At 65.2% G+C, this 26,652-nt stretch carries 22 protein-coding genes; 4 read left to right on the plus strand and 18 right to left on the minus strand.

Annotation, left to right across the window (positions count from 1 at the left end; genetic code table 11):
• The coding region (locus ACEN2S_RS04480) for a calcium-binding protein (RefSeq protein ID WP_441862940.1) at positions 1-933 on the plus strand (933 nt) is incomplete at its 5' end.
• 288 nt (positions 934-1,221) lie between these two features.
• Here ACEN2S_RS04480 and ACEN2S_RS04485 read toward each other — a convergent pair.
• The 4 genes from ACEN2S_RS04485 to ACEN2S_RS04500 all read right to left on the minus strand — a co-directional run bounded on the left by ACEN2S_RS04485 (position 1,222) and on the right by ACEN2S_RS04500 (position 7,392).
• Positions 1,222-2,298: an ABC transporter ATP-binding protein gene (locus ACEN2S_RS04485; protein ID WP_441862943.1), complete on the minus strand. Its 1,077-nt coding sequence runs from the start codon at positions 2,296-2,298 to the stop codon at positions 1,222-1,224.
• Positions 2,295-4,505, minus strand: a complete 2,211-nt coding sequence (locus ACEN2S_RS04490; RefSeq protein WP_441862946.1) for an ABC transporter permease — start codon at positions 4,503-4,505, stop codon at positions 2,295-2,297. The genes ACEN2S_RS04485 and ACEN2S_RS04490 overlap by 4 nt, the downstream gene beginning before the upstream one ends.
• 56 nt (positions 4,506-4,561) lie before the next feature.
• On the minus strand, positions 4,562-5,578 hold the full coding sequence (locus tag ACEN2S_RS04495) for an ABC transporter substrate-binding protein (RefSeq protein WP_441862949.1): 1,017 nt from the start codon (positions 5,576-5,578) through the stop codon (positions 4,562-4,564).
• Positions 5,579-5,703: 125 nt separating this feature from the next.
• Complete coding sequence (locus tag ACEN2S_RS04500) at positions 5,704-7,392, minus strand: Na/Pi cotransporter family protein (protein WP_441862952.1); 1,689 nt, start codon at positions 7,390-7,392, stop codon at positions 5,704-5,706.
• Between the two features lie 184 nt (positions 7,393-7,576).
• On the opposite strand from ACEN2S_RS04500, the gene ACEN2S_RS04505 reads away from it, so the two are divergent.
• On the plus strand, positions 7,577-8,599 hold the full coding sequence (locus tag ACEN2S_RS04505) for a LacI family DNA-binding transcriptional regulator (RefSeq protein ID WP_441862954.1): 1,023 nt from the start codon (positions 7,577-7,579) through the stop codon (positions 8,597-8,599).
• On the opposite strand, the gene ACEN2S_RS04510 is transcribed toward ACEN2S_RS04505, so the two are convergent.
• The 9 genes from ACEN2S_RS04510 to ACEN2S_RS04550 all read right to left on the minus strand — a co-directional run bounded on the left by ACEN2S_RS04510 (position 8,586) and on the right by ACEN2S_RS04550 (position 19,274).
• A complete protein-coding gene (locus ACEN2S_RS04510) occupies positions 8,586-10,139 on the minus strand; it encodes a metallophosphoesterase family protein (RefSeq protein ID WP_441862957.1) in 1,554 nt (517 codons plus the stop codon). The genes ACEN2S_RS04505 and ACEN2S_RS04510 overlap by 14 nt on opposite strands.
• A 2-nt stretch (positions 10,140-10,141) precedes the next feature.
• Entirely contained in the window at positions 10,142-10,804 is a 663-nt protein-coding gene (locus tag ACEN2S_RS04515; RefSeq protein WP_441862959.1) for a dual specificity protein phosphatase family protein, read from the minus strand.
• Between the two features lie 75 nt (positions 10,805-10,879).
• Complete coding sequence (locus tag ACEN2S_RS04520; protein WP_441862961.1) at positions 10,880-11,749, minus strand: inositol monophosphatase family protein; 870 nt, start codon at positions 11,747-11,749, stop codon at positions 10,880-10,882.
• A 122-nt stretch (positions 11,750-11,871) separates the two neighbouring features.
• On the minus strand, positions 11,872-12,759 hold the full coding sequence (locus tag ACEN2S_RS04525; protein ID WP_441862964.1) for an inositol monophosphatase family protein: 888 nt from the start codon (positions 12,757-12,759) through the stop codon (positions 11,872-11,874).
• Positions 12,760-12,792: 33 nt separating this feature from the next.
• Positions 12,793-13,950, minus strand: a complete 1,158-nt coding sequence (locus tag ACEN2S_RS04530) for an ABC transporter substrate-binding protein (protein WP_441862966.1) — start codon at positions 13,948-13,950, stop codon at positions 12,793-12,795.
• 54 nt (positions 13,951-14,004) lie between these two features.
• Entirely contained in the window at positions 14,005-15,129 is a 1,125-nt protein-coding gene (locus ACEN2S_RS04535) for an ABC transporter substrate-binding protein (RefSeq protein ID WP_441862969.1), read from the minus strand.
• A 54-nt stretch (positions 15,130-15,183) separates the two neighbouring features.
• Entirely contained in the window at positions 15,184-16,296 is a 1,113-nt protein-coding gene (locus tag ACEN2S_RS04540) for an ABC transporter substrate-binding protein (protein ID WP_441862972.1), read from the minus strand.
• Positions 16,297-16,315: 19 nt separating this feature from the next.
• The gene (locus tag ACEN2S_RS04545) at positions 16,316-17,443 is read right to left on the minus strand and encodes an ABC transporter ATP-binding protein (RefSeq protein WP_441862973.1); all 1,128 of its coding nucleotides are present in this window, start codon (positions 17,441-17,443) and stop codon (positions 16,316-16,318) included.
• 1 nt (position 17,444) lies between these two features.
• Positions 17,445-19,274: an ABC transporter permease gene (locus ACEN2S_RS04550; RefSeq protein WP_441862976.1), complete on the minus strand. Its 1,830-nt coding sequence runs from the start codon at positions 19,272-19,274 to the stop codon at positions 17,445-17,447.
• Positions 19,275-19,843: 569 nt separating this feature from the next.
• Here ACEN2S_RS04550 and ACEN2S_RS04555 point away from each other — a divergent pair.
• Positions 19,844-20,791 (plus strand): LysR family transcriptional regulator, encoded by a 948-nt coding sequence (locus tag ACEN2S_RS04555; protein ID WP_441862978.1) that lies wholly within the window; start codon positions 19,844-19,846, stop codon positions 20,789-20,791.
• A gap of 217 nt (positions 20,792-21,008) precedes the next feature.
• On the opposite strand, the gene ACEN2S_RS04560 is transcribed toward ACEN2S_RS04555, so the two are convergent.
• The 4 genes from ACEN2S_RS04560 to ACEN2S_RS04575 form a co-directional block, all read right to left on the minus strand.
• A complete protein-coding gene (locus tag ACEN2S_RS04560) occupies positions 21,009-21,683 on the minus strand; it encodes a DUF1028 domain-containing protein (protein WP_441862980.1) in 675 nt (224 codons plus the stop codon).
• Between the two features lie 4 nt (positions 21,684-21,687).
• Positions 21,688-22,104 (minus strand): RidA family protein, encoded by a 417-nt coding sequence (locus ACEN2S_RS04565; protein ID WP_441862983.1) that lies wholly within the window; start codon positions 22,102-22,104, stop codon positions 21,688-21,690.
• Positions 22,076-23,410, minus strand: coding sequence for a flavin-containing monooxygenase (locus tag ACEN2S_RS04570; RefSeq protein ID WP_441862985.1), 1,335 nt, complete (start codon positions 23,408-23,410; stop codon positions 22,076-22,078). Before ACEN2S_RS04570 ends, ACEN2S_RS04565 begins: the two co-directional genes overlap by 29 nt.
• A 284-nt stretch (positions 23,411-23,694) precedes the next feature.
• Positions 23,695-24,339 (minus strand): RraA family protein, encoded by a 645-nt coding sequence (locus ACEN2S_RS04575; RefSeq protein WP_441862988.1) that lies wholly within the window; start codon positions 24,337-24,339, stop codon positions 23,695-23,697.
• Between the two features lie 447 nt (positions 24,340-24,786).
• On the opposite strand from ACEN2S_RS04575, the gene ACEN2S_RS04580 reads away from it, so the two are divergent.
• Entirely contained in the window at positions 24,787-25,725 is a 939-nt protein-coding gene (locus tag ACEN2S_RS04580) for a LysR family transcriptional regulator (protein ID WP_441862991.1), read from the plus strand.
• Here the strand turns inward: ACEN2S_RS04580 and ACEN2S_RS04585 are convergent.
• Positions 25,707-26,651, minus strand: coding sequence for an ornithine cyclodeaminase family protein (locus ACEN2S_RS04585; RefSeq protein WP_441862993.1), 945 nt, complete (start codon positions 26,649-26,651; stop codon positions 25,707-25,709). The two genes, ACEN2S_RS04580 and ACEN2S_RS04585, sit on opposite strands and share 19 nt — an antisense overlap.
• Position 26,652: the final 1 nt, after the last annotated feature.

The raw sequence follows: 26,652 nt of genomic DNA on the forward strand, positions 1-26,652 counted from the left end.
AACACCGGGCATGGCCTCGACACGATCCTGAATGTCGAAAACCTCACCTCGGGCGATGGCAATGACCGGCTGATCGGAAATGCGCTGGCCAACACGCTGACCGCAGGCGCGGGCAATGATGTGCTGGATGGCGGCGCGGGGAATGACCTGCTGGAAGGTGGCCTCGGACATGATGGTCTGACCGGGGGCAGCGGCGATGACACGCTGCTGGGCGGCAGCGGCAACGATGCACTGAACGGCGGGCTGGGCAATGACCGCATCGATGGCGGCGACGGGATTGACCGGGCCTATTTCACCGGCGCGGCGGCGGTCAGCGTCAATCTGGGCCTGACCTCGGCGCAAAACACCGGGCATGGCCTCGACACGATCCTGAATGTCGAAAACCTCACCTCGGGCGATGGCAATGACCGGCTGATCGGGAATGCGCTGGCCAACACGCTGACCGCAGGCGCGGGCAATGACACCCTGAACGGCGGCGCAGGGAATGACCTGCTGGAGGGCGGGACAGGCAATGACGCCCTCACCGGCGCGACGGGCAATGACACGCTGCTCGGCGGCAGCGGCAATGACGCGCTGAACGGCGGGCTGGGCAATGACCGGATGACCGGCGGAGCGGGCAGTGACAGCTTCGTCTTCAACACGGCGCTCGGCGCCGGAAACAGTGATGTGATCGTCGATTTCAGTGTCACAGATGACAGCATCCGCCTCGATGACGCTGTTTTTCAGGGTCTTGCACTCGGGCGGTTGGCCAGTCCGGCATTTGCAGCCAATCTGACCGGCTTCGCCGAGGATGCTTCGGACCGGATCATCTATGAGACCGACACCGGCAGGTTGTATTTTGACGCCGACGGATCCGGGGCGGCGGCCCGGGTGCAGTTTGCCACCATGACGGCCGGTCTAGCCCTGACAACCGCGGATTTCTTTGTGTTTTAGGCCCGCTCCGTCAGTCGCGCATCCGGCAGCGGCGCCCGGGCCCCGATAGCCGCCAGTCCGGCGGCACAGCCTTCAGCGGCCGTCTGCCGTCGCACCCCCAGGGGGGCCGTTCTCACGCAGCGCCGGACCCATTCTGCGGGTGGGCCCACGAGAGTATGGTGGCGATCTTTGGGCACTCAGGCATCCGGATGTTGCCTCTCGTGGCGCCAAGAAAGGCGCCCCGGGCAATGGGGATGGCCCGGGGCGTGGAGGAAGCGGCAGAGGCGCAGGGGAGCGCCTCTGCCGATCCTACGTTGCCGGAACCAGCGCACAACCGCTGGCCTTGAGAGCAACGTGGATCTCGTGTCCCGGCGCGAGCGGGGCACGGCCCGCCGCTTCGGTCATGAACAAAACCCCGTGGTCGGAGGCCAGTTCATATTCCAGATGGTCCCCCAGATAGGCGGCACTGGCGATGGTGCCAAAGGCGCGCCCCGCGGCCGCCGGGGAAATCTCGATCGCATTCGGGCGAATGGCCATCAGCGCGGCACCGGGGGCAAACCCGCGGGCGGGCAGATGATGGGTGAGGCCCATCACCCGCACCTCGGCCATGCCATCGGTGACGCGCAGCACGTCACAGGGCACCACATTCGCTTCGCCGATGAAATCGGCGATAAAGGCGGAATTGGGCGCGTCATAGAGCCCCTCGGGGGTGTCCGCCTGCGCGATCCGGCCCGCCTGCATCACCACGATCTTGTCCGAGACGGCCAGCGCCTCGTCCTGATCATGGGTGACATAGACGGCGGTAAAGCCCAGCCGTTGCTGCAATTCGCGGATCTCGGTCCGCACGCGGCGGCGCAGACGCGCGTCGAGATTGGAGAGCGGCTCATCAAGCAGCAGCACCTCTGGTTCCAGCACCAGCGCCCGTGCCACCGCCACCCGCTGCTGTTGCCCGCCCGAGAGTTCCGCCGGGAGCCTGTCGCCAAAACCGGCGAGGCCCACCAGCTCAAGGCCCGCCCGCGCGGCATCGCGTGCCTCGGCGCGGCGCAAACCGCTCGCCTCCAGCCCATAGCCGACATTGTCGAGCACGGTCATATGCGGAAACAGCGCATAGGATTGAAACACCATCGACACCGCGCGGGCATTGGCGGGCAGCGCCGTCACATCGCGACCACCGATCAGGATCTGGCCCGCGCTGGGCGTTTCCAGCCCCGCCAGCATCCGCAAGGTCGTGGTTTTGCCACAGCCCGAGGGGCCCAGCAGCGTCACCAATGTGCCGGGATCAATCCGCAGGTTCAGATCCGGGATCGCCAGAAACTCGCCGAACTTCTTCTGGATGCCCCGGAATTCCACCGCGCCGTGCTCTGCCATTTTTTGCTGTTGGTTCATGCCTGCTCTCCCTTCAGACCGGCGCGAGCGGGGGCGCCAGCCACCCGGTTCTCGCGCCGCAATTTCCGTTCGCCCACCAAAAGCTGGAAGCCACCGATCACCGAAACCATCACCACGATCAGCACCGAAGAATAGGCGATGGCGATGCCATATTCCCCATTCTCGACCAGCCCGACGATATAGGCGGTGGCCATGTTGTATTTCGCGCTGACCAGAAAGATCACGGCTGAGATCGAGGTGATCGCCCGCACGAAGGAATAGATCAGCGCCGCCGAGATCGCCGGTTTCAGGAGCGGCAGGATGACCCGGCGTATGGTCCGCAGGCTCGACGCGCCGAGGGTTTGCGAGGCTTCATCGAGGCTTTTGTCCAGCTGGCTCATTGCCGCGATGCCGCCGCGCACGCCCACAGGCATGTTGCGGAACACGAAACAGGCGATCAGGATCACGGCGGTGCCCGTCATCTCGAGCGGGGGCAGGTTGAAGGCCATGATATAGCTGATGCCGATCACCGTGCCCGGAATGGCAAAGCTGAGCATCAGCGCGAATTCAAAGGCATTCCGCCCGGCAAATTTCTGCCGCACGATCAGATAGGCGGTCAAGAGGCCGACGGCGGCGGTCAGCGGGGCGGCGATCAGCGCGATGCTCATCGTCGTCCAAAAACTGTTCCAGGCGACACCGGTCCAGGCCAGCCCCCCGTCGCGCAGCACGACCGAAAACGCCCGCGCATAGTGATCCAGCGTCAGCGTATTGTCGAGGCCCCAGACCTTGACGAAACCGCCAAAAAGAATGGTGCCGTAGAGCACGATGGTGAAGAGGCCCCAGGGAATGACAATCGCCATGACCCCCACCGCCATCGGTTTTGGCAGCGGCACATGCTGGCCGGAATCGCCCTTGCCGCTGACGGTGGCAAAGTTGCGCTTGCCGAGCCAGGTGCGCTGCACCAAAAACGCGCTGAGGGTGAAGGTCAGCAGAATGATCGCCAGCACCGCCGCCCGCGACGGATCGGTTTGCGCGCCCACGACGGCAAAGAAAATCTCGGTGGAGAGCACGCCATGGCTGCCCCCCAGCACCAGCGGATTGCCGAAATCCGCCATGCTCTCGATAAAGCCGATCAGAAAGGCATTGGCGAGGCCGGGGGCCATCAGCGGCAGCGACACCCGCCGATAGGTGCGCCAGCGCCCGGCACGCAGGGTCTGCGAGGCCTCCTCCAGCGAGGGGCTGACGCCTTCGACCACACCGATCAGCACCAGAAAGGCGATGGGGGTGAAGGAGAGCACCTGCGCGATCCAGATCCCGGTCATGCCATAGAGCCAGCGGCCCAGCTCAATGCCGAACCAGTCCGACAGCCAATGGGTGATGACACCTGAGCGCCCCAGCAGCAGCGTCAGCGACAGGCCGATGACGAAGGGCGGGGTGATGATCGGCAGCACCGTCAGCATCCGCAAGAGGCCCTTAGCCGGAAAGCGGGTGCGGGTGGCGGCCAGCGCAAAGGCCAGACCCACGAGGGTTGAGCCGCCCGCCGACAGGATCGCCAGCAAAAGCGTGCGCCAGGCCACACCACACCGGCCCGCGCCGCTGAGGCAGTTCAGGCTCCAGATCCCCGGATCGGTCAGGTTGCGGAGGAAACCGGTGGTCGAAAGATTGCCGTCCATGTCACGCAGGGCACCGGCAAACATGCTCAGGATCGGGTAGAAGACAAAGACCGAGACCAGACAGACCAGCAGCGCAATGGCTGAGATCGCAAAAGCATCGCCCTTGAGCGCGCCGCGCTCGGCCAGACCAAAGCTCGCGATCAGCACGAAACTGAGCGCCAGGGTGACCGCCCCTGCCCCGAGGGCCGGTTGCAGCGCCGGGCCAAAGATAAAGGCCTGCGCCACCAACACCCCCAGCCCCAAGGCGCCGAGCCATGCCAACAAACTGCCGCGCCCTGCGCCGGGGGCCATCCGGAGCCGCACCACCCCCACCGCCGCCAGCAGCGCCGGCAGAACAAGCAGCCACGGATGGCCGCCAAAGCTCTGCACCAGCCCCGGTGCCGCGCTGTCGCCCAGATGCTGTGGCCAATCAAAGCGGAAAAACCCGCCCTCGACACGGTACCACGGCACCAGAAGCAGCGCCGCCAGCGCCAGCATCAGCACCACATCCAGCCGCCGCCGCACCGCGACAGGCGCCGCCGGTTGCCCGGCAGGCAGATCCCTGAGATCTCTCATCTTGTCTTCCTTCGCATGAGGCGGGGACGGCAGCGACCGCCGCCCCCTTCGGGCGCTTAATTGGCGATGGCGCCGATCTCTGCGTTCCAGCGATCCAAGAGTTCTTTGCGGCGCTCCGGCGCACCATAGGCGGCAAAGTCATAGTCGATCAGATTGATCTGCGCGAAATCCGGCACCTCATCGGCCACTGCCGCGCCGGGATTTGAGGGAAGCTGGAAGGAATTCGCCTCCTTCATCAGCGATTGCGCTTCGGCGCTCAGTGCCCAATCGTACCAGGCCTTGGCCTCATCGACATGGCGCGCGCCCTCCACGATCGACATCGAGCCGATTTCATAGCCCGTGCCTTCGCAGGGTGCGACGGCCTTGATCGGAAAGCCCTCAACCGTCTGCGCAATCGCATCATGCATGAAGACGATGCCCAGCCCGGTTTCGCCCCGCGCCGCCGCCTTCACCGGCGCCGAGCCGGATTTGGTGTATTGCGAGACGTTGTCGTTGAGCTTTTTGAGATAGTCGAAAGCCTCATCCTCGCCCATCAGCTGCACGAGCGAGGCAAGGGCGGTGTAGGCGGTGCCAGACGAAGCCGGATTGGCGATCTGCACCTCTCCCACCAGCGCGGGATTCAGGAGATCGGCCCAGCATTTCGGCTCGTCCAGACCCTTCTTCGCAAAAATGTCCGTGTTGTAGCCCCAACCGAGCACGCCGGAATAAACGCCCACCGTGCGGAAATCCGCGCTTTCGGCCTGTTTTTGAGACCAGCTGCGCTGCTCTGTCAGCAAGGGCGACTTATACTCCATCGTCAGCTTTTCGGCAGCGGCCTGCAAATGCGGATCGCCCGAGCCCGCCCACCAGATATCGGTCTTGGGGTTCGACGATTCCGCGCGGATCTTGGCATAGGCCTCACCCGAGGACAGCCGCACCATGTTCACTTCGGTGCCGGTCTTGGCCTCATAGACCTCGACCATTTTTTCGCAGATCACGACATCGGCCGAACAAATCAGGTCAAGCTGTGCCGCCTGAGCCATGGAAACGCCTGCAACGCCGATCAAACCGGCGGTGATTATAGTGGTTTTCATCGAGTCCTCCCTCTTCCTTTCTTCATAGTTCACACTTTGCACAGCATTGCAACAATCTTGATGAAAGGAAAACCGAGGCCCGCAAAGCGCGCCTCGGCGCAGCCCTCGGGCAAGGTCAGAAACGATCAGTGCGCGGGGTCTTTTTCCAGCCGCTCGCCCTCACGGAGCTTTTTTGGCGGGCTGCGCAGACGGCTTTTGCGCAGCGCCCCAATCTCCTCGAGCACCGGATAGGCGGCTGTTGCCAGATGCGAATTGATCCGCCGCAGGTCACGCAGAATGTCGAGGTGGAGGCTGGATGTGTCCATCGTCTCGGGCAGACGTGCATCGATTCGCGCCATATGGCGGGCACTCGACACCTCCTCCACCTCACGCACCGAGACCTTCGCGGTGATCAACTGACGCGCCAATTCGACATCGCGGGTCAGAAACACCGATTGCGCCAGCCGCAGATTGCTCAGGGTGATCTCGTAAAACTCCGTCAGCTCGGCCATCCCCTGGGCCGAGAAGCGCACCCGCCGCGCCATGCGCTTTTCGGCAATTTCCGACAGATAATGGTCGATGATATCGCCGATATGCTCAATGTTCAGCGCGTAAGACATCACCTCATTGCAGCGCCGCGCCTCGCTTTCGTCCAGCGGCATGCCGCGCAGACGCGCCAGATAGAATTTGACCGCCCGCAGTTTCGCATCCACCGAATCGTCGAGCTGCGCGATGGTCCGCTTGCCCTCGGGCAGGTCGCGCCGCATCGCCTCCAGATTGCTTTCCAGCATTTCCCCGACCTGATCGCCCATGCGCAGAACCTCACGCGCGGCCCCCGCCAGCGCCAGTGACGGCGTCGCGAGGCTGGATTCGTCGAGATAGGACACCTCTGCCTCGGCATCGGCCACCTCGGGCAGCAACCGCTCCATCAGCCGCGCAAGCGGCCCGGTCAGCGGCAGGAACACGACCAAAAGCGCCAGGTTGAACGCCAGATGCGTGATCAGCGCCAGCGATTCACCGGGAACAAGATTTTGCAAAAGCGGCGCCAGCGGATGCGCGAAAAGCGAGAGCAAAAGCCCGCCGCAAAGCCGCACCATCAGGTTGGCGAGCGTCAGCCGCGTCGCCGCCACCCCCTCGCGCAGCGTGCCGAGCCAGGGCGGCACCGCGCCGCCGATGTTGGCACCGGCCACGAAGATCAGCACGAGGAACGGCGGCACCGCGCCCGCCTGCGCCAAAAACGCCACCAAAAGCACCGCAGCCAGGCTGGACGTGGCCGCCACCGCCAGCCCTGCCGCGAACAGCAGCGCAAAAACCGGCGCAGCACCCAGCCCATCCAGAATGCGCGCCATCAACTCGGAACCGTGCAAAGGCGCCGTCACCTCGCCCATCAGCCGCAGCGCCAGCAGCATCAGCCCCAGCCCCAGCACCGCCTTGCCGAGACCCCGCGCCGAAGCTTGCCGCGCCCGGATCGAGAGCACGACGCCCACCAGCACAAAGACGGATGCCAGCCAATGCAGATCGAGCGACAACACCACCGCCGCCAATGCGGTGCCGACATTCGCCCCCAGCATTACCGCCTGCGCCCTGCCGCCACCGATCAACCCGCGCCCGGCAAAAGAGGCCGTGATCACCGCCGTTGCCGTGCTCGACTGCAGGCTGAGCGTCACCAGAAATCCCGACAGAACGGCGCGCAGCCGGGTGCGCGTGCCCGTGGCAATCCCCTGACGCAGCGCCGCGCCAAAGCCCGACAGCACCCCGGCCTTGATCAGCCGCAGCCCCCAGATCAAAAGCGCCCCCGCCCCCAGCAGGTCAATCAGTCGTATCGTGGATTCCATAGCGGGTGCTGAACCTCCGGTTGCCAGGCAGTGCAATGCTGTGCAATAACTTTACAGAACTGGTGCAACAACACAAGGCCGCTCAGAAAACAGCGCAGGAAGACGCGGCATTGATTGCACGAAGAAGTCAAACATTCTAAGGCTGAAAGCGCAATGCTGGGCCTTGCACAACGCAGGAAACATGGTGTCAAAAACTCCCGAGCCGCGAAACCGCAGTTTTGTCAGCGCGCAAAAGGTTGCCGAGCGCGCGGGTGTGTCACGTTCGGCGGTGTCGCGCGCCTTTACCGACGGGGCCAGCGTCTCGGATGAAACGCGGCTGAAGGTGATGAAGGCCGCCGAAGAGCTTGGCTATCACGTCAACCATCTGGCGCGCGGCCTGATCCGGGAACGCAGCAATATCGTCTCGCTCGTCGTCTCGGACATAGCCAACCCGTTTCAGTCGCGGCTGATTGAGGCGATCACCCGCACCTTGCAGGCGCATAACCGGGTGGCGATGGTGATCAACACGAATGGCGATGACGCGAGCGCGGCGCAGGCCCTGCGCCAAAGTCTGAATTACCGCGCCGATGCCACCGTGGTGCTGACCGGCACCCCGGCCTCTTCCCTGGTCGACACCTGCCTCGCGAATGGCCAGCACGTCATTCTCATCAACCGCGGAGAGACCCCGCGCGGCGCCGACCGGATCGCGGTCAGCAATGCCGCTGCCGCACGCGAAGCGTTTTTGCTGCACCAGCGTGCGGGCGCCAAACGGCATGTCGTCGTCTCCAGCACCAACCGCACGCCCAGCCTCGTGGCGCGCGAGACGGCCTATGTCGAGGCTGCCGCCGACGCCGGTGCGCCGGTTGAAGTGGTCGCGGCGGGGCCCACCTCCTATGCTTCGGGTGCGGCGGCGGCGCGGCAGGTCTTTGCCCGCTCCACCAGCGCCGATGCGGCGTTTTGTGTTACCGACCTGCTGGCGCTGGGATTCATGGATGCCGCGCGGCTGGATTTCGGGCTGAGCATTCCGCAAGATGTGGGGGTGATCGGTTTTGACGACATTGATCAGGCGGCCTGGGAGTCCTATGGCCTGACCACCTTCCGGCAACCCATCAGCGAGATCGCCGCGCATATCACCGCCTTGCTGAACGGCGAGGCCAGCGGCGAGGCCGGGACCAGCATCACCTTTGACGCTCAGCCGGTCTGGCGCCGCTCGGTCAAGCCGCGCTGACGGCGGCGCGCCCCGGCGCAAGATCCAGCGCAAAATCACCATCCGGCGGGCCGTTGGCATGGGCGGCGAGCGATGTGAGCAGCCGCGCCGCCGGGCCCTGCAGGCCATCGGGCAGGTTCAGCCCGCGATAGAGGGTGCGCCGCGCCTCTGAAATCCCGGCAAGGTCGCCGCCGCGTTCCAGAAGATAGAGATCCTGCATCAGCGCCAGCCCGGGCACCGCCTCAATCCCGGCGGGCACCGGCAGGCCGAGGGATGCGAGCAGCCCGGGCAGGTCCTGACGGGTCAGTTCCGTCGCGAAATCTTGCGGCCAGTCGCGCGGCAGATAGCGCAGGCGGACCAGTTCGCACAGGTGCCAGCGCAGAAAAGCGGGGTAGGAGATATCCGGCGGCAGTTGCGCCCCGGCCGCACGGTAACTGGCATGCGCCAGATCATGCTCGGGCACCTCGCGCAGCACATGGCTGCGGATTGTCAACCTATCGCCTTGAAACTGTGCCTCTTTCCAGGCGGCTGGAAAGCCAACGGTCGAGGGCACGGCGATGTTGATCAGCGCCCGCCCCGCCGCATCGCGGTGCAAGGTGGTACGGTTCACATGCCAATGGCCGCTGAAATGCAGGCCCATCCCGGTGGCCGCCACCGCATCCCGCGTTGCTGCATCGGGCATCAGCCGCTTTTTGCCCCCGGCCTCTTCCGGACCCGATACGCCGTTCAGCGCGTCCAGCACCGGGTAGTGCGAAAAGCTGACCAGCCGCTTTCCCGCCGCCTCGGCCCGTGCAACCACCCGGCGGATCCAGTCCAAAAGCCAGGGTTTGTGCTGCACCACCGCGCGCCAGCCCTCCGAACTGCCATCGCGCCAGAGACCCGAAGCCTGCGGGAGATAGACCGAGGCATCAATGGAGAGGATCCACAACCCCGGCTCGGGCTCGACCAGATAGGAGAGATCAGCAACGGCATACGCGGCCCCTTCCGTTTCGGTGCGGCCCATCCGGGCGGGCAACGCAGGGTCGGTGCCAAAGGGGGTTTCCCACAAAAGATCACTGGCGCGCGGCGCATAGCCAAAGGGGGCGGCAAGCTCCAGCATCATTGCATGGTCCAGCCGGGCCATGGCGGGCGCGTGATGTGCCCCCGCCAAAGGCTGGCTGGAGACGCTGATCTCAGCCCCCTGCGGCGCGCAAAAGCTCTTGCGTTGCGGCAGATCACCGGTGACCCATTGGTCATGATTGCCCGGCGTCAGAAAGAAGCGCATCCCGGCATTCCGCTCATATTCCGCCAGCACATCCGCGGCCGCGCGCCAGTTCGGCGCCTGACCATCATCGGTCATATCGCCGACGATCAGCACCAGCCGATGCCCCGCCACCCGCATCTCTTCAAGCGCTGCCCGCAGGGCGGGGCCACTTTCGTTGAACACGCGTGTTGATTGCGCGGTCTCGCCCAGCGTCCGCACCATCGGCATGCCCGGCAGGCCATAATCCGCCCCGCGGGTGGTGTCATGCAGATGCGGGTCGGCCAGCACCGCGATCCTGCCCTGCCAGAGCGCTGCCATCCTCAGCCCGCCGACGCCACTTGCGCCACGGGCGCGGCCATCTTCTGCTGCGGCGCGTCATGCCCGATCAGATCAATCCAGCCCGAGGCCTGCCGCGCGGCCTCCACCAGAACCGGCTTGGGCGCCTCATGCCATTCATCGGGGCGCAACTCGCGCCGCATGCGCACCGCCGCCACCGCATCATCCAGCGTCGGATAGGTTTCCGGCATCGAGCGGTGCAGAAAGAGCGCCCCCAGCGCCACCGAGCGCGAGCGCCCGCCCCGGCAATTCAGGAGCACATTGCCCTTGTGCCGGTGCGGATAGCTGGCGCGGTCGGGCAATTCCTGCACGAGGGCGCTGCGCAGGATGTAATAGCCCGCCAGCATCATCGTGGCCGGGTTGCCATGCCCATCGACCAGACCGATCTTGTAATAGCGCAACGCACCCTGTCCGAAGGTGACCGCCCCGGGGGCTGCCGCGCTCAGATCGCGGGCAGGACCAGTTTCCGGCACCAGATTGAAATCGAGATTGACGGCGCAATTCACCACCGTGGTGATCCCATGCTCGCGCAACAGGGCCATGTCCGAGGCCCCGTCGCGGCCACCAATATACAGGGACACGCCGTAGGGGGTGACGTTCTTCTCGATCAGGCTGATCGGCGGGCGGGCGTAATGCGGTGAGGACATGGGGTTTCCTTTCAGTCAATCATCAGGCGTCAGTGGTCAGGCCGTGCCGGTCACAGGGCCGGGCCACAAAGCGGGTCACACCGCCGCGGCCAGCGGCACGGGGGCAGTCAGGGCACCGCGCGCGGGCGCGAGCGCAATCGCCGCAATCCCGCTCAGCTGTGCCGCCAGCGCCGGGGTCACCGCGAGCACGGCACCGCCCCCCGCGAGGGCGTTGTCCCCGGCCAGAAAGCCACAGATCCGCGCCCCGGCCTCCTCGGCCAAAAGCAGACCGGCGAGGCAATCCCATGAGTTCATATGCAGCTCAAGATAGCCGTCCGAGCGGCCATCGGCCACATAAGCCAGCCCCAGCGCGCCCGAGGCTGCGCGGCGCACATTGGCCCCAGCGTCGAGAATGCCGGTCAGCACCTCAAGATAGCGGCCCTGCGGCACCCGGTTCGACCAGCCCAGCTCGACGCAGGCCGCCTCGAACGTGTCGGTGCCCGCGACGCGGAGCGCCTCTTCGTTGCGAAAGGCACCACGGCCGCGCCGGGCAAAGTACAACTCGCCCATCGCAGGCACCGCGATCGCACCGATCTCGATCACCCCATCGGCGACAAAGGCGATGGAAATGCAAAAATGCGGAATGCCGCGGGCAAAGTTGGCGGTGCCATCGATCGGGTCCACCACCCAGACACGCCCCGACGTCACCGTGCCGCCGGTTTCCTCGCCGAGAAACTCATCCTCGGGAAAGGCCTCGGCCAGCCGGGCGCGCAAATGGCGCTCTACCGCGCCATCGGTCTCGGTCAGAAAATCCTGCGGACCCTTGCGCCCCACCGGCGCCCCTGCCCGGCTTTGCCGTTCAAACCCTGCCAGCGCCAGCGCCCCGGCACTGGCCGCCACATCGCGGCAAAAGGCTGCCCGTCGGTCCAGCTCGGCCTCGGTCATCGGTGTTGCGTCTCGTGTCATCGGCTGCATCCTTCGGTAAGTCCTGCCCTTGCGCTATTGCACATGAGTGCAATGGCATCAATATTGATTTCTTTATAAGGCTATAAATTCGTTGTTTTTATAGATGCACAAGAATGCAACGCCTAGGGATTGCGCCGCTGAGCATCCACTTCGGCGCAGACCGCCTCCAACGTGGGATAGCGCGCGCCTGCGCCGGTCGCCCAATAGCCCGGACAGGCATGCGCCGGGGCACCCGGCGCCGCGCGCCCCAAGCGCAGCGGCTGGTACGTGCCGCCCGCCCGCCGCAGGATCAGCAGCGCCGCCGACACATCCCAGGCGCTGACGCCAAAGCCCGCCGCCGCATCCGCCCAGCCCGCCGCCACATGACAAATGCTGAGCGCCGCGCTGCCCGGCCGCCGCAGGGTCGAGAAGGCCTCGGTCAGCCGCGCAAAACGGTCGAGCGCCACCGCGCGGCCATCCAGCCGGAAATCGCGCTGCACCGGATAGCCGGTGATCACCAGCGCCCGCGCCTCTTCGGGCACCGACACCGCCTCCAGGCGCGTGTCATTGCACCAGGCCGCTTCGGCATCGGCCCAGAACAGAAGATCGGCCATCGGGTCATAGACGGCCCCCGCCACCACCTCCCCGTCGATCACCGCCCCGATCGAGACGCACCAAAAGGCCATGCCAGCGGCAAAATTCGAGGTGCCGTCGATCGGATCGACATACCATTCGATCTGCCCCGCACCGCCCTCGCCGCCCGAAGCCCCCGCCTCCTCACCGACCACTACCGCCCCGGGCGTCGCGGCAAGCAACAGGCCGCGCAGATGCGCCTCGGTGGCGCGGTCATGTTCGGTCACCGGGTCATGCAGATCGACCTTGTGATCGACCCGCATCTGCCCCCGAAACGCCGCCCGCAGCGCCGGACCGACGGAACGGGCCGCCTCACGGGCGATTTTTGCCAAAGCGGCGGCCCGCAGGGCATCGCTGCCCCCGGCCGGGGCCGGGGCGCCAGAGATCACGTCTTCCATCCTTCGTCCTTTCTGAAATCGCGGTTCTGACGGTTACTTGCGGTAATGGATCCGCCAAAAATCCTGCCAGTCCTGCCGCCGGTCATAGTCATCCAGACCCGTGGCGCTGTCGTAGCTTTGCAGCTTGTCGGCATAAGCGATCAGCCCGGAGGGCTCATCATCGGGCATCTTAATGCTGCTGCGCGTCGGCACCTTGCCATCGGCCATCTGCGGGGCGATGCCCTCGGCGCTCAGCACATAGCGCACGAAGAGTTTGGCCGCATTCGGGCTGTCGCTGCCCGCCGCGATCAGCGCGAGCTTGGTATAGGTCCAGCCCGCCCAGGGCGTCAGATCGCTGCAAGGGGCCATCTTGTACCCCTTGTCCGCCACATCGCGGAATTTGGCCGAGCTGAGCAGACCAAAGAACGGCTCCGCCTGCCCCGGCGCGCCCACTGCCTCGGACACCCGGTCATCGCCATCGGTGACCAGCGGCCCGTTCTCGGCCAGAGCCGCGATCCAGGCGGCCGTCGCACTGGCTTCCGAGGTCTCCAGCTTTTTGCCATATTGCGCCTCATAGGCGGCCGCGACGGCGGCATCGTCATGCGTTGCCATCTGGTTGAACCAATCGACATAGGTGCTTTTCACCAAAGGATCGGTCATCGCCAGTTTGCCGTGCCATTCCGGCTCGGTCAGCTGCCAGATATTGCTGACCGGGCAGGCATCATACACTTCGGTATTATAGGCCCAGAGATTGGCATTGGTGGTGATCGCCAGCGGGTTGCGGTAGCGTTCGGGCATATCCGCCGCCAGATCTTCGGGCAGCCAGCTGGTGACAAATCCCTGCGGCAAAAGCGTGGCCAGCGCGGCAGGCGTGTCGGTGATCAGAAGCACATCGCCCAGCACATTGCCGGCCTGCGCCTCGCGGATCACCATCTCCAGCTGCGCGGTCGCGGCCACCTTTTGGCCCACCGCCTCCAGCCCGTATTTCGCCGCAAAACTCTCGGCCATATCCTTGATCTTGCCGGTGCTGTCATAAACGGTCAGAGGCGGCTCGGCCTTGGCCAGTGCCAGCAGCGCCGCCTCGCTGTCCTGCGCCTGTGCCGCGCCCGTGGTCAGCAGCCCCAGACTGAGGCTGAGCCCGAGCCCAAGCCCGGCACTGAGCCCGAAGTTCAGGCCGCGACCGGCCGCTGTGCTGGTGAATGCGTGTTTCATGCTATCCCTCCCGGTATGACGATGGGGGACGGCCCGGGGGCCGCCCCGGCGCGTTTACTTGCGGTAGTTCAGACGCCAGAAGTCCTGCCAATCCTGACGGCTGTCCCAATCGGCCATTGCATTGCTGATCCGGTAGGGCAACATGCGGTCCAGCACCTTGCCCACGCCCGAGGGTTCATCCGCCGGAAGCGCCACATCGCTGTTCGACGAGATCTTGCCATCCTCGGCCTGCGGCGCGATGCCCTCGGCGGTCAGCACATAATGGATGAACAGCCGCGCGGCATTCGGGCTGTCGGTGCCCGCCGCGATCACCCCCACACCCGCATTCGAGAAGCCCGCAAAGGGCTGAATGTCGGCGCAAAGCCCGAGTTTATAGCCCTTGGCGGTGTTTTCGCGGAACTTGGCCGAACTCATCATGCCCATGAAGGCCACGCTCTGCCCCGGCGCGCCCACCGCCTCGGCCGCGGCACTGTCGGACGAGCCGAGCACTGGCGCGTTCTGCGCCATCGCCTTGACCCAGGCCTTGGTGGCGCTGCCCTGATCGGTCTCGAGCGGCTTGCCGTATTGCGCGACATAGGCCGCCGCCACCTTGTCGTCGGCGGTGGCCTCCATCTGGCTGAACCAATCGGTGTAGATCGATTTGCCCAGCGGGTCCTGCATCGCCACCTTGCCGTTCCATTCCGGCTCGGTCAGTTGCCAGATGTTGCTCACCGGGCATTCACTGGCCAGTTCGGCATTATAGGCCCAGACATTGGCGGTGGTGACCACGACGAGCGGGTTCTGGAAATCCTCCGGGATCTTCGGGGCCAGATCGGGCGGCAGATAGCTGACCGCCGCCCCCACCGGCAGCAATTGCCCGATGACCGAAGGCGCATCGGAAATGATCGAGACATCGCCCTGCACATTGCCCGCCTGCGCCTCGCGCAGCATCATCTCGATCTGCGCCTCGGCCTTGACCTTGGTGCCGGTCGCCTGCAGCCCGTATTTGGCGGCAAAAGCATCCGCCATCTCGGTGATCTTGCCGGTGCTGTCATAGACCGAGAGCGGCGGCTCGGCGCGCGCGGCAGTGATCAGCGCCTCGATCTCCGGGGTTTCCGCCTGCCCAAGGCCGGGGGCGGTCAGAGCAAGCGCGAGGGCACCCAGCGCCACCGACTGCCGCAACGTCATCATTTTGTTCATGTTTTCCTCCCTGATGTGGTGGCGCTGGCGGCCCTCCCCGACCGCCAGAAGCCCTTACTTCGACAGAGCCAGACGCCAGGCGTCCTGCCAGTCCTGACGACGGTCCAGATCCTCGACCGCGGTGGCGGTGTCATAGACCATCAGCTTGTCCAGATGCGTGCCCACGCCCGAAACCTCATTCGGGTCCGGCGGCAGGCTGGTGTTCGACGAGACCTTGCCATCAATCGTTTGCGGCGCGATGCCTTCGGCGCTCAGCAGGAAATGCACGAAGAGGCGGGCGGCATTCGGGCTTTTTGACCCGGTCGCCAGCGCGCCAACGCCGGGATAGAGCCAACCCTCAAAGGGTTGCAGACCGGCGCAGATGCCCAAAGCGGTCTTGCCCGTCAGATTGTCGCGGAATTTGGCGGTGGACATGATGCCAAAGAACGGCTCGGTCTGACCCGGCGCGCCCACCGCATCCGAGACGCCCGTGCTGTCCGAAATCAGCGGCGCATTGGCGGCGAGGGCGGCCACCCAGGCGGCGGTGGCAGAGCCCGCCGAAGCATCGAATGCCTTGCCATATTGCGCCGCATAGGCGGCGGCCATTTCGGCATCGTGATGGGTTTCCAGCTGGTTGAACCAATCGGCATAGGCGGGCTTGGCCAGAGGATCCATCATCGCCACTTTGCCGTGCCATTTCGGCTCGGTCAGCTCCCAGACATTGCTGACCGGGCATTTGTCGTAAACCGCGGTGTTATAGGCCCAGACATGCGGGTCCGAGACGATGATCAGCGGGTTTTGCGCCCCGGGCGCAATGCTGCCCGCCAGATCGGGCGGCAGCCAGGTCTCGGCAATCCCCTCCGGGATCAACTGGCCCATCACCACCGCCAGATCGCCGGCAACGGCCAGATCACCGACCACATTCCCCGCCTGCGCCTCACGGATCATCAGCTCGGCCTGTTCGGATTCATTCACCTTCTTGCCGGTCGCCTGCAGGCCGTAAGCCTTTGAAAACGCCTCGGCGGTCTCAACGATCTTGCCGGTCACCGCATAGACGGTGATCGGCGGCTCGGCCTTGGCCGCCGCGATCATCGCTGCCAGATCGGCGGCCTCATCGGCACGCGCCATACCGCCCCCCGCCATCAGCGCGAGCGCCACCAGCGACACCCCGTTTCTCAGTTTCAACATGGTTTCCTCCCCAGAAAACTCAGGCAGCCACCCGGCCCAGAAGCCGGTCAGCCGCCACCAATCTTTGTCCCGCGCCATCAAAGAGATGCAGAGCGGACGGCCGCATCACCACCGTCACCTGCGCGCCCTGCGCGAGGTCCGGCGCGACATGCGTCGTCATGAACATCGTCTGTCCGGCGGCCTGCAGCTCGATGATCCAGCTGCCACCGGTGGGCAGCACGCCCGTCACCACGCCCGGCACGCTGAACTGCCCTTCGGGCAGCGGCGCGGTGCCGGTCAGGATCCGCAGCGCCTCCGGCCGGATGCCGACCGAGGCCACACCGCTCACCTCCGGTAGCGCCTGACCGAGGAAACCGCGCGCAAACCGCGCAAGCGGGGTCATGTCCCCGGTCAGCTCCATCAGATTGATCGGCGGCGCCCCGACAAATTCGGCCACAAAGCGGTTGGCGGGCCGCTCATAAATGTCATCGGGCGTACCCATCTGCTGTAACGTGCCCTCATTCATCACCGCGATCGTGGTGGCCAGCGTCATCGCCTCCCACTGGTCATGGGTGACGAACATGATCGTGGTGCCGAAATCCGCGTGGATCCGCTTCAGCTCGGCCCGCATCTCCAGCCGCAGCCGGGCATCGAGGTTGGAGAGCGGCTCATCCAGCAACAGCACGCCGGGGCTGACCGCCAGCATCCGCGCCAGCGCCACCCGCTGCTGCTGCCCGCCCGAGAGTTGCGAGGGGTAGCGGTCGCGATATTTGTCGATGCCAAGCGCCACCATCACCTCGGTCACCCGCGCTTCGCGTTCCGCGGCAGGCATCTTGCGCAGCCGCAGGCCGAAATCGACATTGCGCGCGATGGTCAGATGCGGCCAGAGCGCATAGCTTTGAAACACCAGCCCCAGTTCGCGTTTCTCCGGCGGAATGAACACCGCCTGATCGGGGCAATCCACCACGCGGCCGCCAATTTCCAGCGTCCCGCCCGAGAGGTTCTCCAGCCCCGCCACCATGCGCAGCGTCGTGGTCTTGCCGCAACCCGAGGGGCCGAGAAGGCACATGAACTCGCCATCCGCGATTTCGAGGTTGAGGGCCGGCACCGCATCGCTGCTGGCGCCCGGATAGGTCTTGCGCGCCTGGCGCAGATTGATCGTCGGCATGTTAACCTCCCAGCCCTTCGGCAAGATTTGTACGGGTGAGTTTTTGCGTGGCGAGCGTGCCGAAATAGGCCACCGCCGCGATGATCAGCACGACCGCATTGGCCGCCTGGGTGTAGTGATAATCGACCAGCCGCAGCGAAAAGGTGGTCAGCACATCGGTGCTGGGCACGGCGAGCATCACGAAGAGGCTGAGGCCCTTGATGCCCGAGATGAAGGGCAGAAGCACGCCGGTGACCAGCGACCCTTTCTGGATCGGGATCACGATCCGCATCATCCGCCGCAACCAGCCCGCGCCAGAGATCTGGGCGGCTTCCTCGGGTTCCTTGCCCAGCTGCATCATCGCCGAGATCCCGGCCCGCGAGGCATAGGGCATCTGCTCGGCCATCAGCGCCAGCATCAGGATGGCCACCGTGCCGTACAGCGCCGGGATCGGGCCGCGCTGCACCGCAAAGAGCGAGAGATAGGCGGCGGCAAAGGCGATGCCCGGCACCAGATAGGGCAGGAAGGTGATCTGGCGCAGATAGCCCGACAGCGCCGGAACCGGGGTGCGCACCACCACATAGCCCACGAGCAGCCCCAGAAGACCCGAGCAGAGCGAGGCAGAGCCCACGATCCAGAGCGTATTCCAGGCGGCATTCCACAGATCGGGCGACAGGAGCACCCCAGTGCGCAGCGCCACCGTGTCCAGATCGGTGCCGATCCAATATTGCAGCGTGAAATTGTCGATATTGAACCGTGCAGGCACTTTCATCACCGTCGAGAGCGCGAGCGTCAGCACCGGCAATCCGACGCTGAACAGGAACATCATCCCGGCAAATCCGGTTGCGGGCAGACGCCAGCGCCGCAGCCGCACGTTCTTGTTCATCGCGCCTTTCGAGCCAACGGTGACAAAGCGCCGGGCTTCGCGCACCAGATAGGTGTCGATCAGCAGGGTCAACACGCCCATCAGCATGATCGCCCCCGCCAGCACCCCCGCCACGCCAGTCTGACGCGAGGCGATATTGCGGTAGAGCGAGGTGGCCAGAACGTCGAATTTCACCGGCAGTCCAAGGACATAGGCCACACCAAACTCGCCCAGACATTTCGCGAAAATCAGCACCACTGCCGACAAGAGCGCGGGCCGCATCAGGGGCAGCACCACCTGCCGCGCGATCGTCCAGCCCGAGGCCCCCAGAATGCGCGCGGAATCTTCCAACTGGCTGTCAAAGCGGCGCAGGCCATTGCCGAAGAGCAGGATGATGAAGGGCGTGTAATGCAGCGCCAGAATGATGGTGATCGGCACCTGCCCATAGGACAGCCAATCGGGCGGGGTAAAGCCGAGCGCCTCGAACCAGCCCTGCTGACCACCGATGGTGCGGTTGCGAAACAGCGTGGTCCAGGCCAGCGCAAAGGTCCAGGCGGGCAGCATATAGGGCACGATCAGCGCCGTGGCGAACCAGCGGCGCCCGAACATGTCGGTGCGGCTCAGCAGCCAGGCCAGCGGCGTCCCGATGCAGAATGAAATCACGATGGCGCCGAAAGCCACCGACAGGGTGTTCAGCAAGGGCTGCCAGAACAGGTCCCGCGAGATCGGCGACAGGAAGGTCCGGGTGAGATAATAGAGCGTGCCTCCGCCCACCTCGCCGCCGATGCGGCGGGTATCGCCGAACTGGATCTGCCCGGCATCGGTCAGGATCGACAGGATCGGCACCACGATCAGATAGGTGAACAGCAAGGCCATCACGATGCCAATCAGCGTCGTCGGTTCGTGCATCGCCAGCCGGTAACGGTATTTCAGGCGCATCCGCCAGCCCTTGGCCGCGCGGCCGCCCATGTCATGCTGCATGGTCATCTGGCGACCACTCCGCATCTGCAATCAGCGCCGAAAAATTCGGTTTTCATTTCTCTTCCCTCCGTCGCAATGGCCCGACCGTGGTCGCTCCCTGGCCATTCACCCCAGACACTCAACCAGGGTCCGGGCGATATGCAGAGCGTTGCACAGCATTGCATCATCTTGCAAACATTTAATTTGAGTCAGCATCATTTTTGTTCATTACCTCAATTTATCAAAGATATTTCTCGAACTAGTTTCCAGAAATGGGGTGCAAGCGCGTTCAAAATGCCCCGAATCTGCCCCTTGACCTGCACGCGGTTTCAGCCCCGACTCGCGCGGCAAACAAAGACACGGCAAGCAGAGGCGCACCCGGATGACCGGCACCTCAGGGGAAAGGAACGGTGCCTTGTGCAGGGCCGACGCCTCCGGCGCGGGCAACAGCCCCGCCCGGGCGCCAGCATGGCCCATCCGGGCGGGGCGGTCCTGTCTGCGTCCATGCCACGGGCGGCCCAGCCGCGCCGCGCGTTTACAAGCGGACCCCGGCGGCGTATCCGCTGCAATGGCCATCTTTGCTGCCGGGGGTCTTCATGCGTTTCACCTTGCGCCAGATCGAATATTTCGTCGCCACGGCCGAAGCCGGCTCGATCACGCTGGCGGCGGAGCGGATCAATATCTCCCAGCCCTCGATATCGACCGCCATTTCGCAACTCGAAGCTGAACTCGGCACGCAACTGTTCTTGCGCCGTCACGCTCAGGGCCTGTCGTTGACGCCGGTGGGCCGTGCGCTGCTGATTGAGGCCAAGCAGCTGCTGGACACCGCGCAGCGGCTTTATCAAACCGTCTCCGAAGCCGCCGAGAGCATACGCGGCACGCTGGCTCTGGGCTGTCTGGTGACCTTTGCGCCGATGGTCTTGCCGCAGATCGCACATGGTTTCGCAACCGAATTCTCCGGGGTCAAAGTCCTGCCCGAGGTGGCGGATCAGGAGGTTTTGCTGCGCAAACTGGAGCGCGCGGAACTGGACATCGCGCTCAGCTATGATTTGCAAGTGCCGGAGGGATTTGATTTTACGCCGCTGGCAGCGCTGCCGCCCTATGCGATGGTTGGCCACAGCGATCCGCTGGCGGCACACACGGCCGTCACGCTGGAGGAATTGGCCGGGCGGGAGATGATCCTATTGGATCTGCCGCTGTCGCGGGATTATTTCATGGGGCTCTTTGCCCGCGCAGGGCTCACCCCCAAAATCTCCGGGCGCTTTCACCAGCAAGAGGTGATCCGCACCATGGTTGCCAATGGCTTTGGCTACACGATCGCCAACATTCGCCCGCGCTCCGACGTTGCGCTGGATGGGCGCGGGGTGGTGAAATTGCGGATCGCGGGCCCGCAGCAGCCGATGCGGCTCGGGTTGCTGCGCGTCGCGCGGCAACATCCCACCCGGCTGGTGCAAACCTTTATGGACCACGCCGCCAGCATGATCTCGGACAGCTATATTCCGGGCATGGAGACACCCGATCCGGCGCCGGAAAGGCTTGGCTAGCTCCCGGGCCCGCGGCGCGCGTTGCGCCCTCCTCTCGGCACGGCACCGCGATTTTGCGCCGGACGATAATCCGCAATGAGCGGGGGCACAGCACAGAGCCCCCGCCCCGGACGGCCGGAGTATGGTTGCACCACGGGCCCGCCCCGCGCCCACACAGGGCCTCGCCCTGGATCCGGCGCAGCGCCTTTTACCGCACGGCCCTGATCACGGCTTATCCCTACGCGTCTCCGGGAACGCCGTAGCTGGGCGCAGCGCGCGGATCGAGCGCGCGCTGAACATAGGCGTCCGATTGCGGCGCATAGACATCCCAGGCAAGGCTGAGTGCGGCAACCGGGCAATCTTCGGTCCAGTCACAGCGCAAATCAACCAGAGGCCAGCTGTGCCGATCAACCACCTTCAGCCCCGCAGAATGCACCGGCCCCGCCTCGCCGCCAGCCGCCAGCCCCGCCTGCAAAGCGGCCATCAGGCGGGCGGCCAGATGCCCGCTTGCGGCGGCAAAGCCCGCAACCATCGCTTGCGGCACCCCGGCATGCGCCAGAAGATTGCCGCCTGCGGCGCAGTCCTGCCCTTCGGCCTCTGCCCAGACACCCAGGGCATTGGGCCCCGAATGGATGCAGGTTGACCCCAAAGCGTCAATGGCCAACACCTGACGATATTCAACATATGCCGCACGCCGCCGCAGGATCGCCATCGCCTCGGCGGCCGTCGCGCCCCTCTCCATCAGATCCAGCGCCAAAGGTCCGAGACGGGGGTCGGTGACATTCTGCGTGGCCACCGCGCCCACCCCGGCACGGGCGAACGCACAGCGCGCCGCCACCGCCGGGGAGGATGAGGAAATCACCACCCCGAACATGCCCGTCCGGGCGCACCGCGCGACAAGGGAAAATGTCATGGGGTCACTCCGGGATCACGGCGGTTCCGTCGATTTCCACCAGCCATTCCGGCCGCGCCAAAGCCTGAACCACCAGCCCCGTCGAGACCGGATGCACGCCTTTGATATATTCGCCCATGGTGCGATAGACCGCCTCGCGGTGGCGCACGTCGGTGATATAGACCACAACCTTCACCAGATGCTCCATCCTGCCGCCAGCTTCTTCGATCAGCTGGCGGATGTTTTGCATCACCTTATGGGTCTGTTCGACCGGATCGTGGCTGTCGATGTTCTTGGCGTCATCCAGATTCTGCGGGCATTGGCCGCGCAGCCAGACGATCTTGCCGCCCTGTGTCACCACCGCCTGGCACAGATCATTGTCCAGATTCTGCTCGGGGTAGGTCTCTTTGGTGTTAAAGGTGCGGATGCGGGTATGGGCCATCGGGATCTCCTGCGGCGGCATGGATTGCACTCTCGGGCGCGGCCTGCCGGGCGCGCGCGGATTGATCGTAGGCGGTGTAGCGGCCCTGCGTCACGATCTGATCGGCCACATGCCGTGCATCATACCAGACCCCCCAGATAAAACTGGAGCCCCGCCGCGACTGCCAGGGCAGGCCGAGGAAATAGATCCCCGGTTCCTTCGACACGCCGCGCTGATGCACGGGCTTTCCGGCCGCGTCGAACGCATCGACCTCAAGCCAGCTGTAGTCCCGCTCAAACCCGACCGCCCAGATGACGGTGCCGATCCCCGCCGCCCGCAGGTCCAGATCCCGGACGGGACGGCTGACACATTCGGGGTCTGCGATGATGACATGGGCCTCGGGCTCGGGGGGCAAGTCCAACCCGTGGCGCGCGATATAGGCATCCGCCTCGCGCAGCAACGACAGGTAATTGGCATCACCCCGGTCCAGATTGCGCGCGAGGTCATCCGCAAAGGCCATATGGCCGTTCTGATAGGCCCCGGACCGGCCGACCAGCGTGATCCCCTCGCCCGCCAGGCGGCGGAAATCAATCGTGCGGCCGCCTTGGGCGCCACTGACCGCAATCGTCACATGCTCGGCCCCGGCGGCGGGCGTCTGCAGGTCCCATTTGCCAAGGACCCCCAGCCACCAGACGAAATCACGGCCCCGATAGCTGCGCGGCGGGCGATCATGCGGACCCACGGCCAGATAGACCTTGCGTCCGGCCTGATTGAGTTCATCGGCGATCTGCACGCCCGACGAACCGGCACCAACCACCAACACGCCCCCGTCGGGAAGCTGATCAGGGTTTCGGTACTGGCTTGAATGCAGCTGCAAGAACCCCGCATCGGCGGGAATGACCTGCGGGATCAGCGGTTTTTGAAAGGCCCCGGTGGCCACGACCACATTGTCTGCCTCATAGAGGCCGTCGGTGGTGTCGATGCGAAAGCCGCGCCCTCCCGGCCCGCGTTCAACTTTCAGCACCTCGACACCGCAGCGCACGGGCGCCTTGATCTGCGCCGCATAGGCCTCGAAATAATCAGCAACCTTGTCTTTCGCGACGAAAGCATCGGGATCCGTGTCCGGAAACGCCAACCCCGGAAAACGGTCGTGCCACGCCGGACCATTGGCCACCAGTGAATCCCAGCGATGGCTCCGCCAGGCTTCGGCAATCCGCGCCTTTTCAAGCACCAGATGCGGGAGTTGCACCGCGCTCAAATGCTCGCTCATCGCGATACCGGCCTGTCCGGCCCCCACAATCAGCGTGTGTATCTTGCGTGCAGCCATATCCGGGACCCTCAAATCAATGTCGGCCTCAGGGGCTGACGTTGCGCGGTTCAAATGGTGTAGCCGCAACTTCGCTTTGGCAAAATTACGAAAAAGCGCGGCACTGCTTCGGATTTTCCTAAGCAGTGCCGCGCATGATGACCCTCGGAATCGGTCCGGGCGCAAAGCGACCCCGGGCGGTTCCCCGCATGGATCAGCGCCTGACGCAGGCGGGGGCCATGGCCGGGCGCCGCGCGTTTTGCGCCTTGAGATATGCCGTGTTCCCTGTTGGGTGGGGTGGTTGATCAGCGCTGTCCACGGCCGCGGCGTGCAGTGACGGGCATTTTTTGGTCGGTGATCTCGGCCAGCGTTTCCCCCGCCTGCAGCCGGCGAATGGTCGCCAGCTCGTCTTGCTGCATCTGCCGGGCGGTTCCGGCATGTTGCGCGGCCGTGGCGGGGTCCAGCACCACCACGCCATTGTCATCGGCCAGAATGATATCCCCCGCCGCCACCGTCACGCCGCCGCAGGAAATCAGGCCGTTCACCTCACCGCCCATGCCGCGCAGACGGGTGGTCAGCGGCGAACGTCCCCGGCACCAGACCGGAAAGCCCAGCCGCAGGATCTCGGGGCGGTCGGTGATCAGACCGTCGATCACCACACCCGCCACCCCGCGCGCCATCGCGGCATGGGTCAGCACCGCCCCCCAGCAGGCATGGCGGATCTCGCCGCAGCGGTCGACCACGATCACCTGACCCGCGTCGGCCGTTGAGACGGCAGCCACCAGCGCCGCCCCGTCATTGCCCGGCACCCGCACGGTCATCGCAGGCCCCAAAAGCTGCGCACCCGGCTGGAGGGCCTGGATCGATGGGGCCATAAAGCCCTCTGACAGAAAATGCCCCAACGTCGCCGTCTTGATCCCCGCCAGATCCGCTTCGCGTTCCGTCGTCATAGCGCCCCCCTGCCTCATCTGCTGCCCCCATCAAGGCGCGCAAGGGGGAGCGGGTCAAATAGGCGCAGGCTATTGCTTCGATTGCGAAAGCGGCACGAAAGCCCGGCCCGCAGCAGGCGGTGACCATGCATGCCACCCGGCCCTCGCGCAGCACCTGCCGCGCCGGACCGCAAGCGGGCGGATGTCCGGGCGCGATACGGCCCACACAGAGGGGCTCATCGCGGCACATCACCCCTGGTTGCCCGCCGGGCGATCTTCTGCCACAGCCGGACCGTGGCAGCGGCCCGTCGCGCAGACCACCCGAAACTTTACCGCGGCTTTTATGCGATTGATTGCTTTTCCCTATGGTTCACGCTTTGCTCGGCGTTGCTGTCGGGGGCCACAATGTGGGACAGCTGGCACCATCCCTGACCGCCTTGCCTCCCCTGCGAAAGGAACCCGTCCCGGATGAACGCCGCCAAGCCGCAGCTGAACGAATTGAACTGGAATCTGTTTCGCACCTTCTGCGCCATCGCCGAGGAAGAGGGCATCACCCGTGCCGCGAAACGGCTGAACATGAGCCAGCCCTCGGTCAGTCAGGCGCTGCAGCGGCTGGAGGAGCAGCTCGGCTGTCAGCTGGTGTTCCGCGACAGCCGCCGCTTTGCGCTGACGCTGCGCGGCGAGCGGATCTATCAGGAATGCGCCGAGATTTTCCGCTGTGTCGACCGGATTGCCGTGCTGACCGAGGACCGCAACGATGAAGATTACGGCGAGGTGCGGCTGCAGATCGTCTCGAACCTCGCCTCGCCGCTGATTGACGAGGCGCTGCGGCTGTATCATCAACGCAATCCGTCGATCACCTGGCGGATCGAGGTGCAGAACAGTCAGGAAACCGTGCGCCGCATCGGGCAGGAAAAGACCGGGATTGGCATCTGTCTGCTGACCAAGCCGATCCTGAACCTCGACTGCAAGCTGTTGTTCCGCGAGGAATTCAGCGTGTTCTGCGGCGCCGAGCATCCGTTCTTTGGCCGCACCGAAGTCTCGTTGCGCGAATTGCAGCAAGAGCCGTTTGTCTCCTTTTCCTGCGCCACCGAAGGCATGGGGCTGGAGCCGATGGTGGTGCTGCGCGAAGGCGCGGGTCTGGGCAACCGGATCAGCGGCGCCAGCCCCAATCTGGAGGAGGTGCGGCGGATGATCATCTCGGGTCTCGGGATCGGCATCCTGCCGCTGATGGCGGTGTCGCATGAGGTGGAAAAGGGCCATCTCTGGCCCCTGCAGATCACCGATCAAAAGATCGGCGCGGATGTGTTCCTGGTCCGCAATCCGGCCACAGAGCTGACGGTGCCTGAGCAGAAATTCGTCGATCTGCTCGACGAACTCCTGAACCTTTACCCGGAGCTGGTCTGATCCACCGCCAAAGCCGCGGCGATCAGATCTTCGGCAGAAAGACCCGCCGATTTGAAGACCGTGCGCTCCCCGGCACTTTGGCGGCCGGGGTGCAGGCCCTGGGTCAGCTCGGCCAGATCGGCCAGAATATCCGCCTCGCCGATCACCCCCGACGCGAGCGGTTGCGCCAGATCGCCCGCGAGCATCGCCCCGGCCCGCCCATCCACAAACAGCCGCGCGCCCTGCACCGCCGCATCATCGCTTTCGCGCATATCGGCCTTGAACGCGCCGATCAGATCCAGATGGCTGCCGGGCTTCAGCCAGTCACCGCGGATCATCGGCGTGGTGGCGGCGGTCACCGTGCTGATCACATCCGCGCCGCGGCAGGCCGCCTCCAGATCGCTGCAGGCCTCTGCGGGCAGGCCCCGCCCGGCCAGCGTGGCCGCAACCGCGCGGGCCTTGTCGGCATTGCGGCCCCAGATGCGGATCCGGGCATAGGCGCGCTGGCTGGCATGCGCCTCGGCCACCTGCACCGCAAGCTGGCCGGTGCCCACCACCAACAACTCGGTTGCATCCGGGCGCGCCAGATAATCCGCCGCCAAAGCCGAAGCGGCGGCGGTGCGCCGCGCGGTCAGCGCATCGCCATCCAGCACCGCCCGCATCTGCCCGGTGACACCATCAAACATCATGTAGCCCGCGTTGATCGTGGCCAATCCTTTCGCGGCATTGCCGGGGAAAAACGTCACCACCTTGACCCCGACATTCTGTCCCGCCTGCCAGGCGGGCATCAGCAGCAGCGAGGCCTGCTGCCCGTCGGGCAGGTCCATCGTCAGCACCTGCCGTGGCGGCGCGGTCACCTCCCCCGCCGCAAACCCCTGCCGCAATGCCGCGATCAGCGCGGGCCAGGGCAGCGCGCCATCGACCTGATGTTCATCCAACAGCCGCATC

Origin of the sequence: Phaeovulum sp. W22_SRMD_FR3, assembly GCF_052113705.1 — a bacterium.
Classification (GTDB): domain Bacteria; phylum Pseudomonadota; class Alphaproteobacteria; order Rhodobacterales; family Rhodobacteraceae; genus JBGQOG01.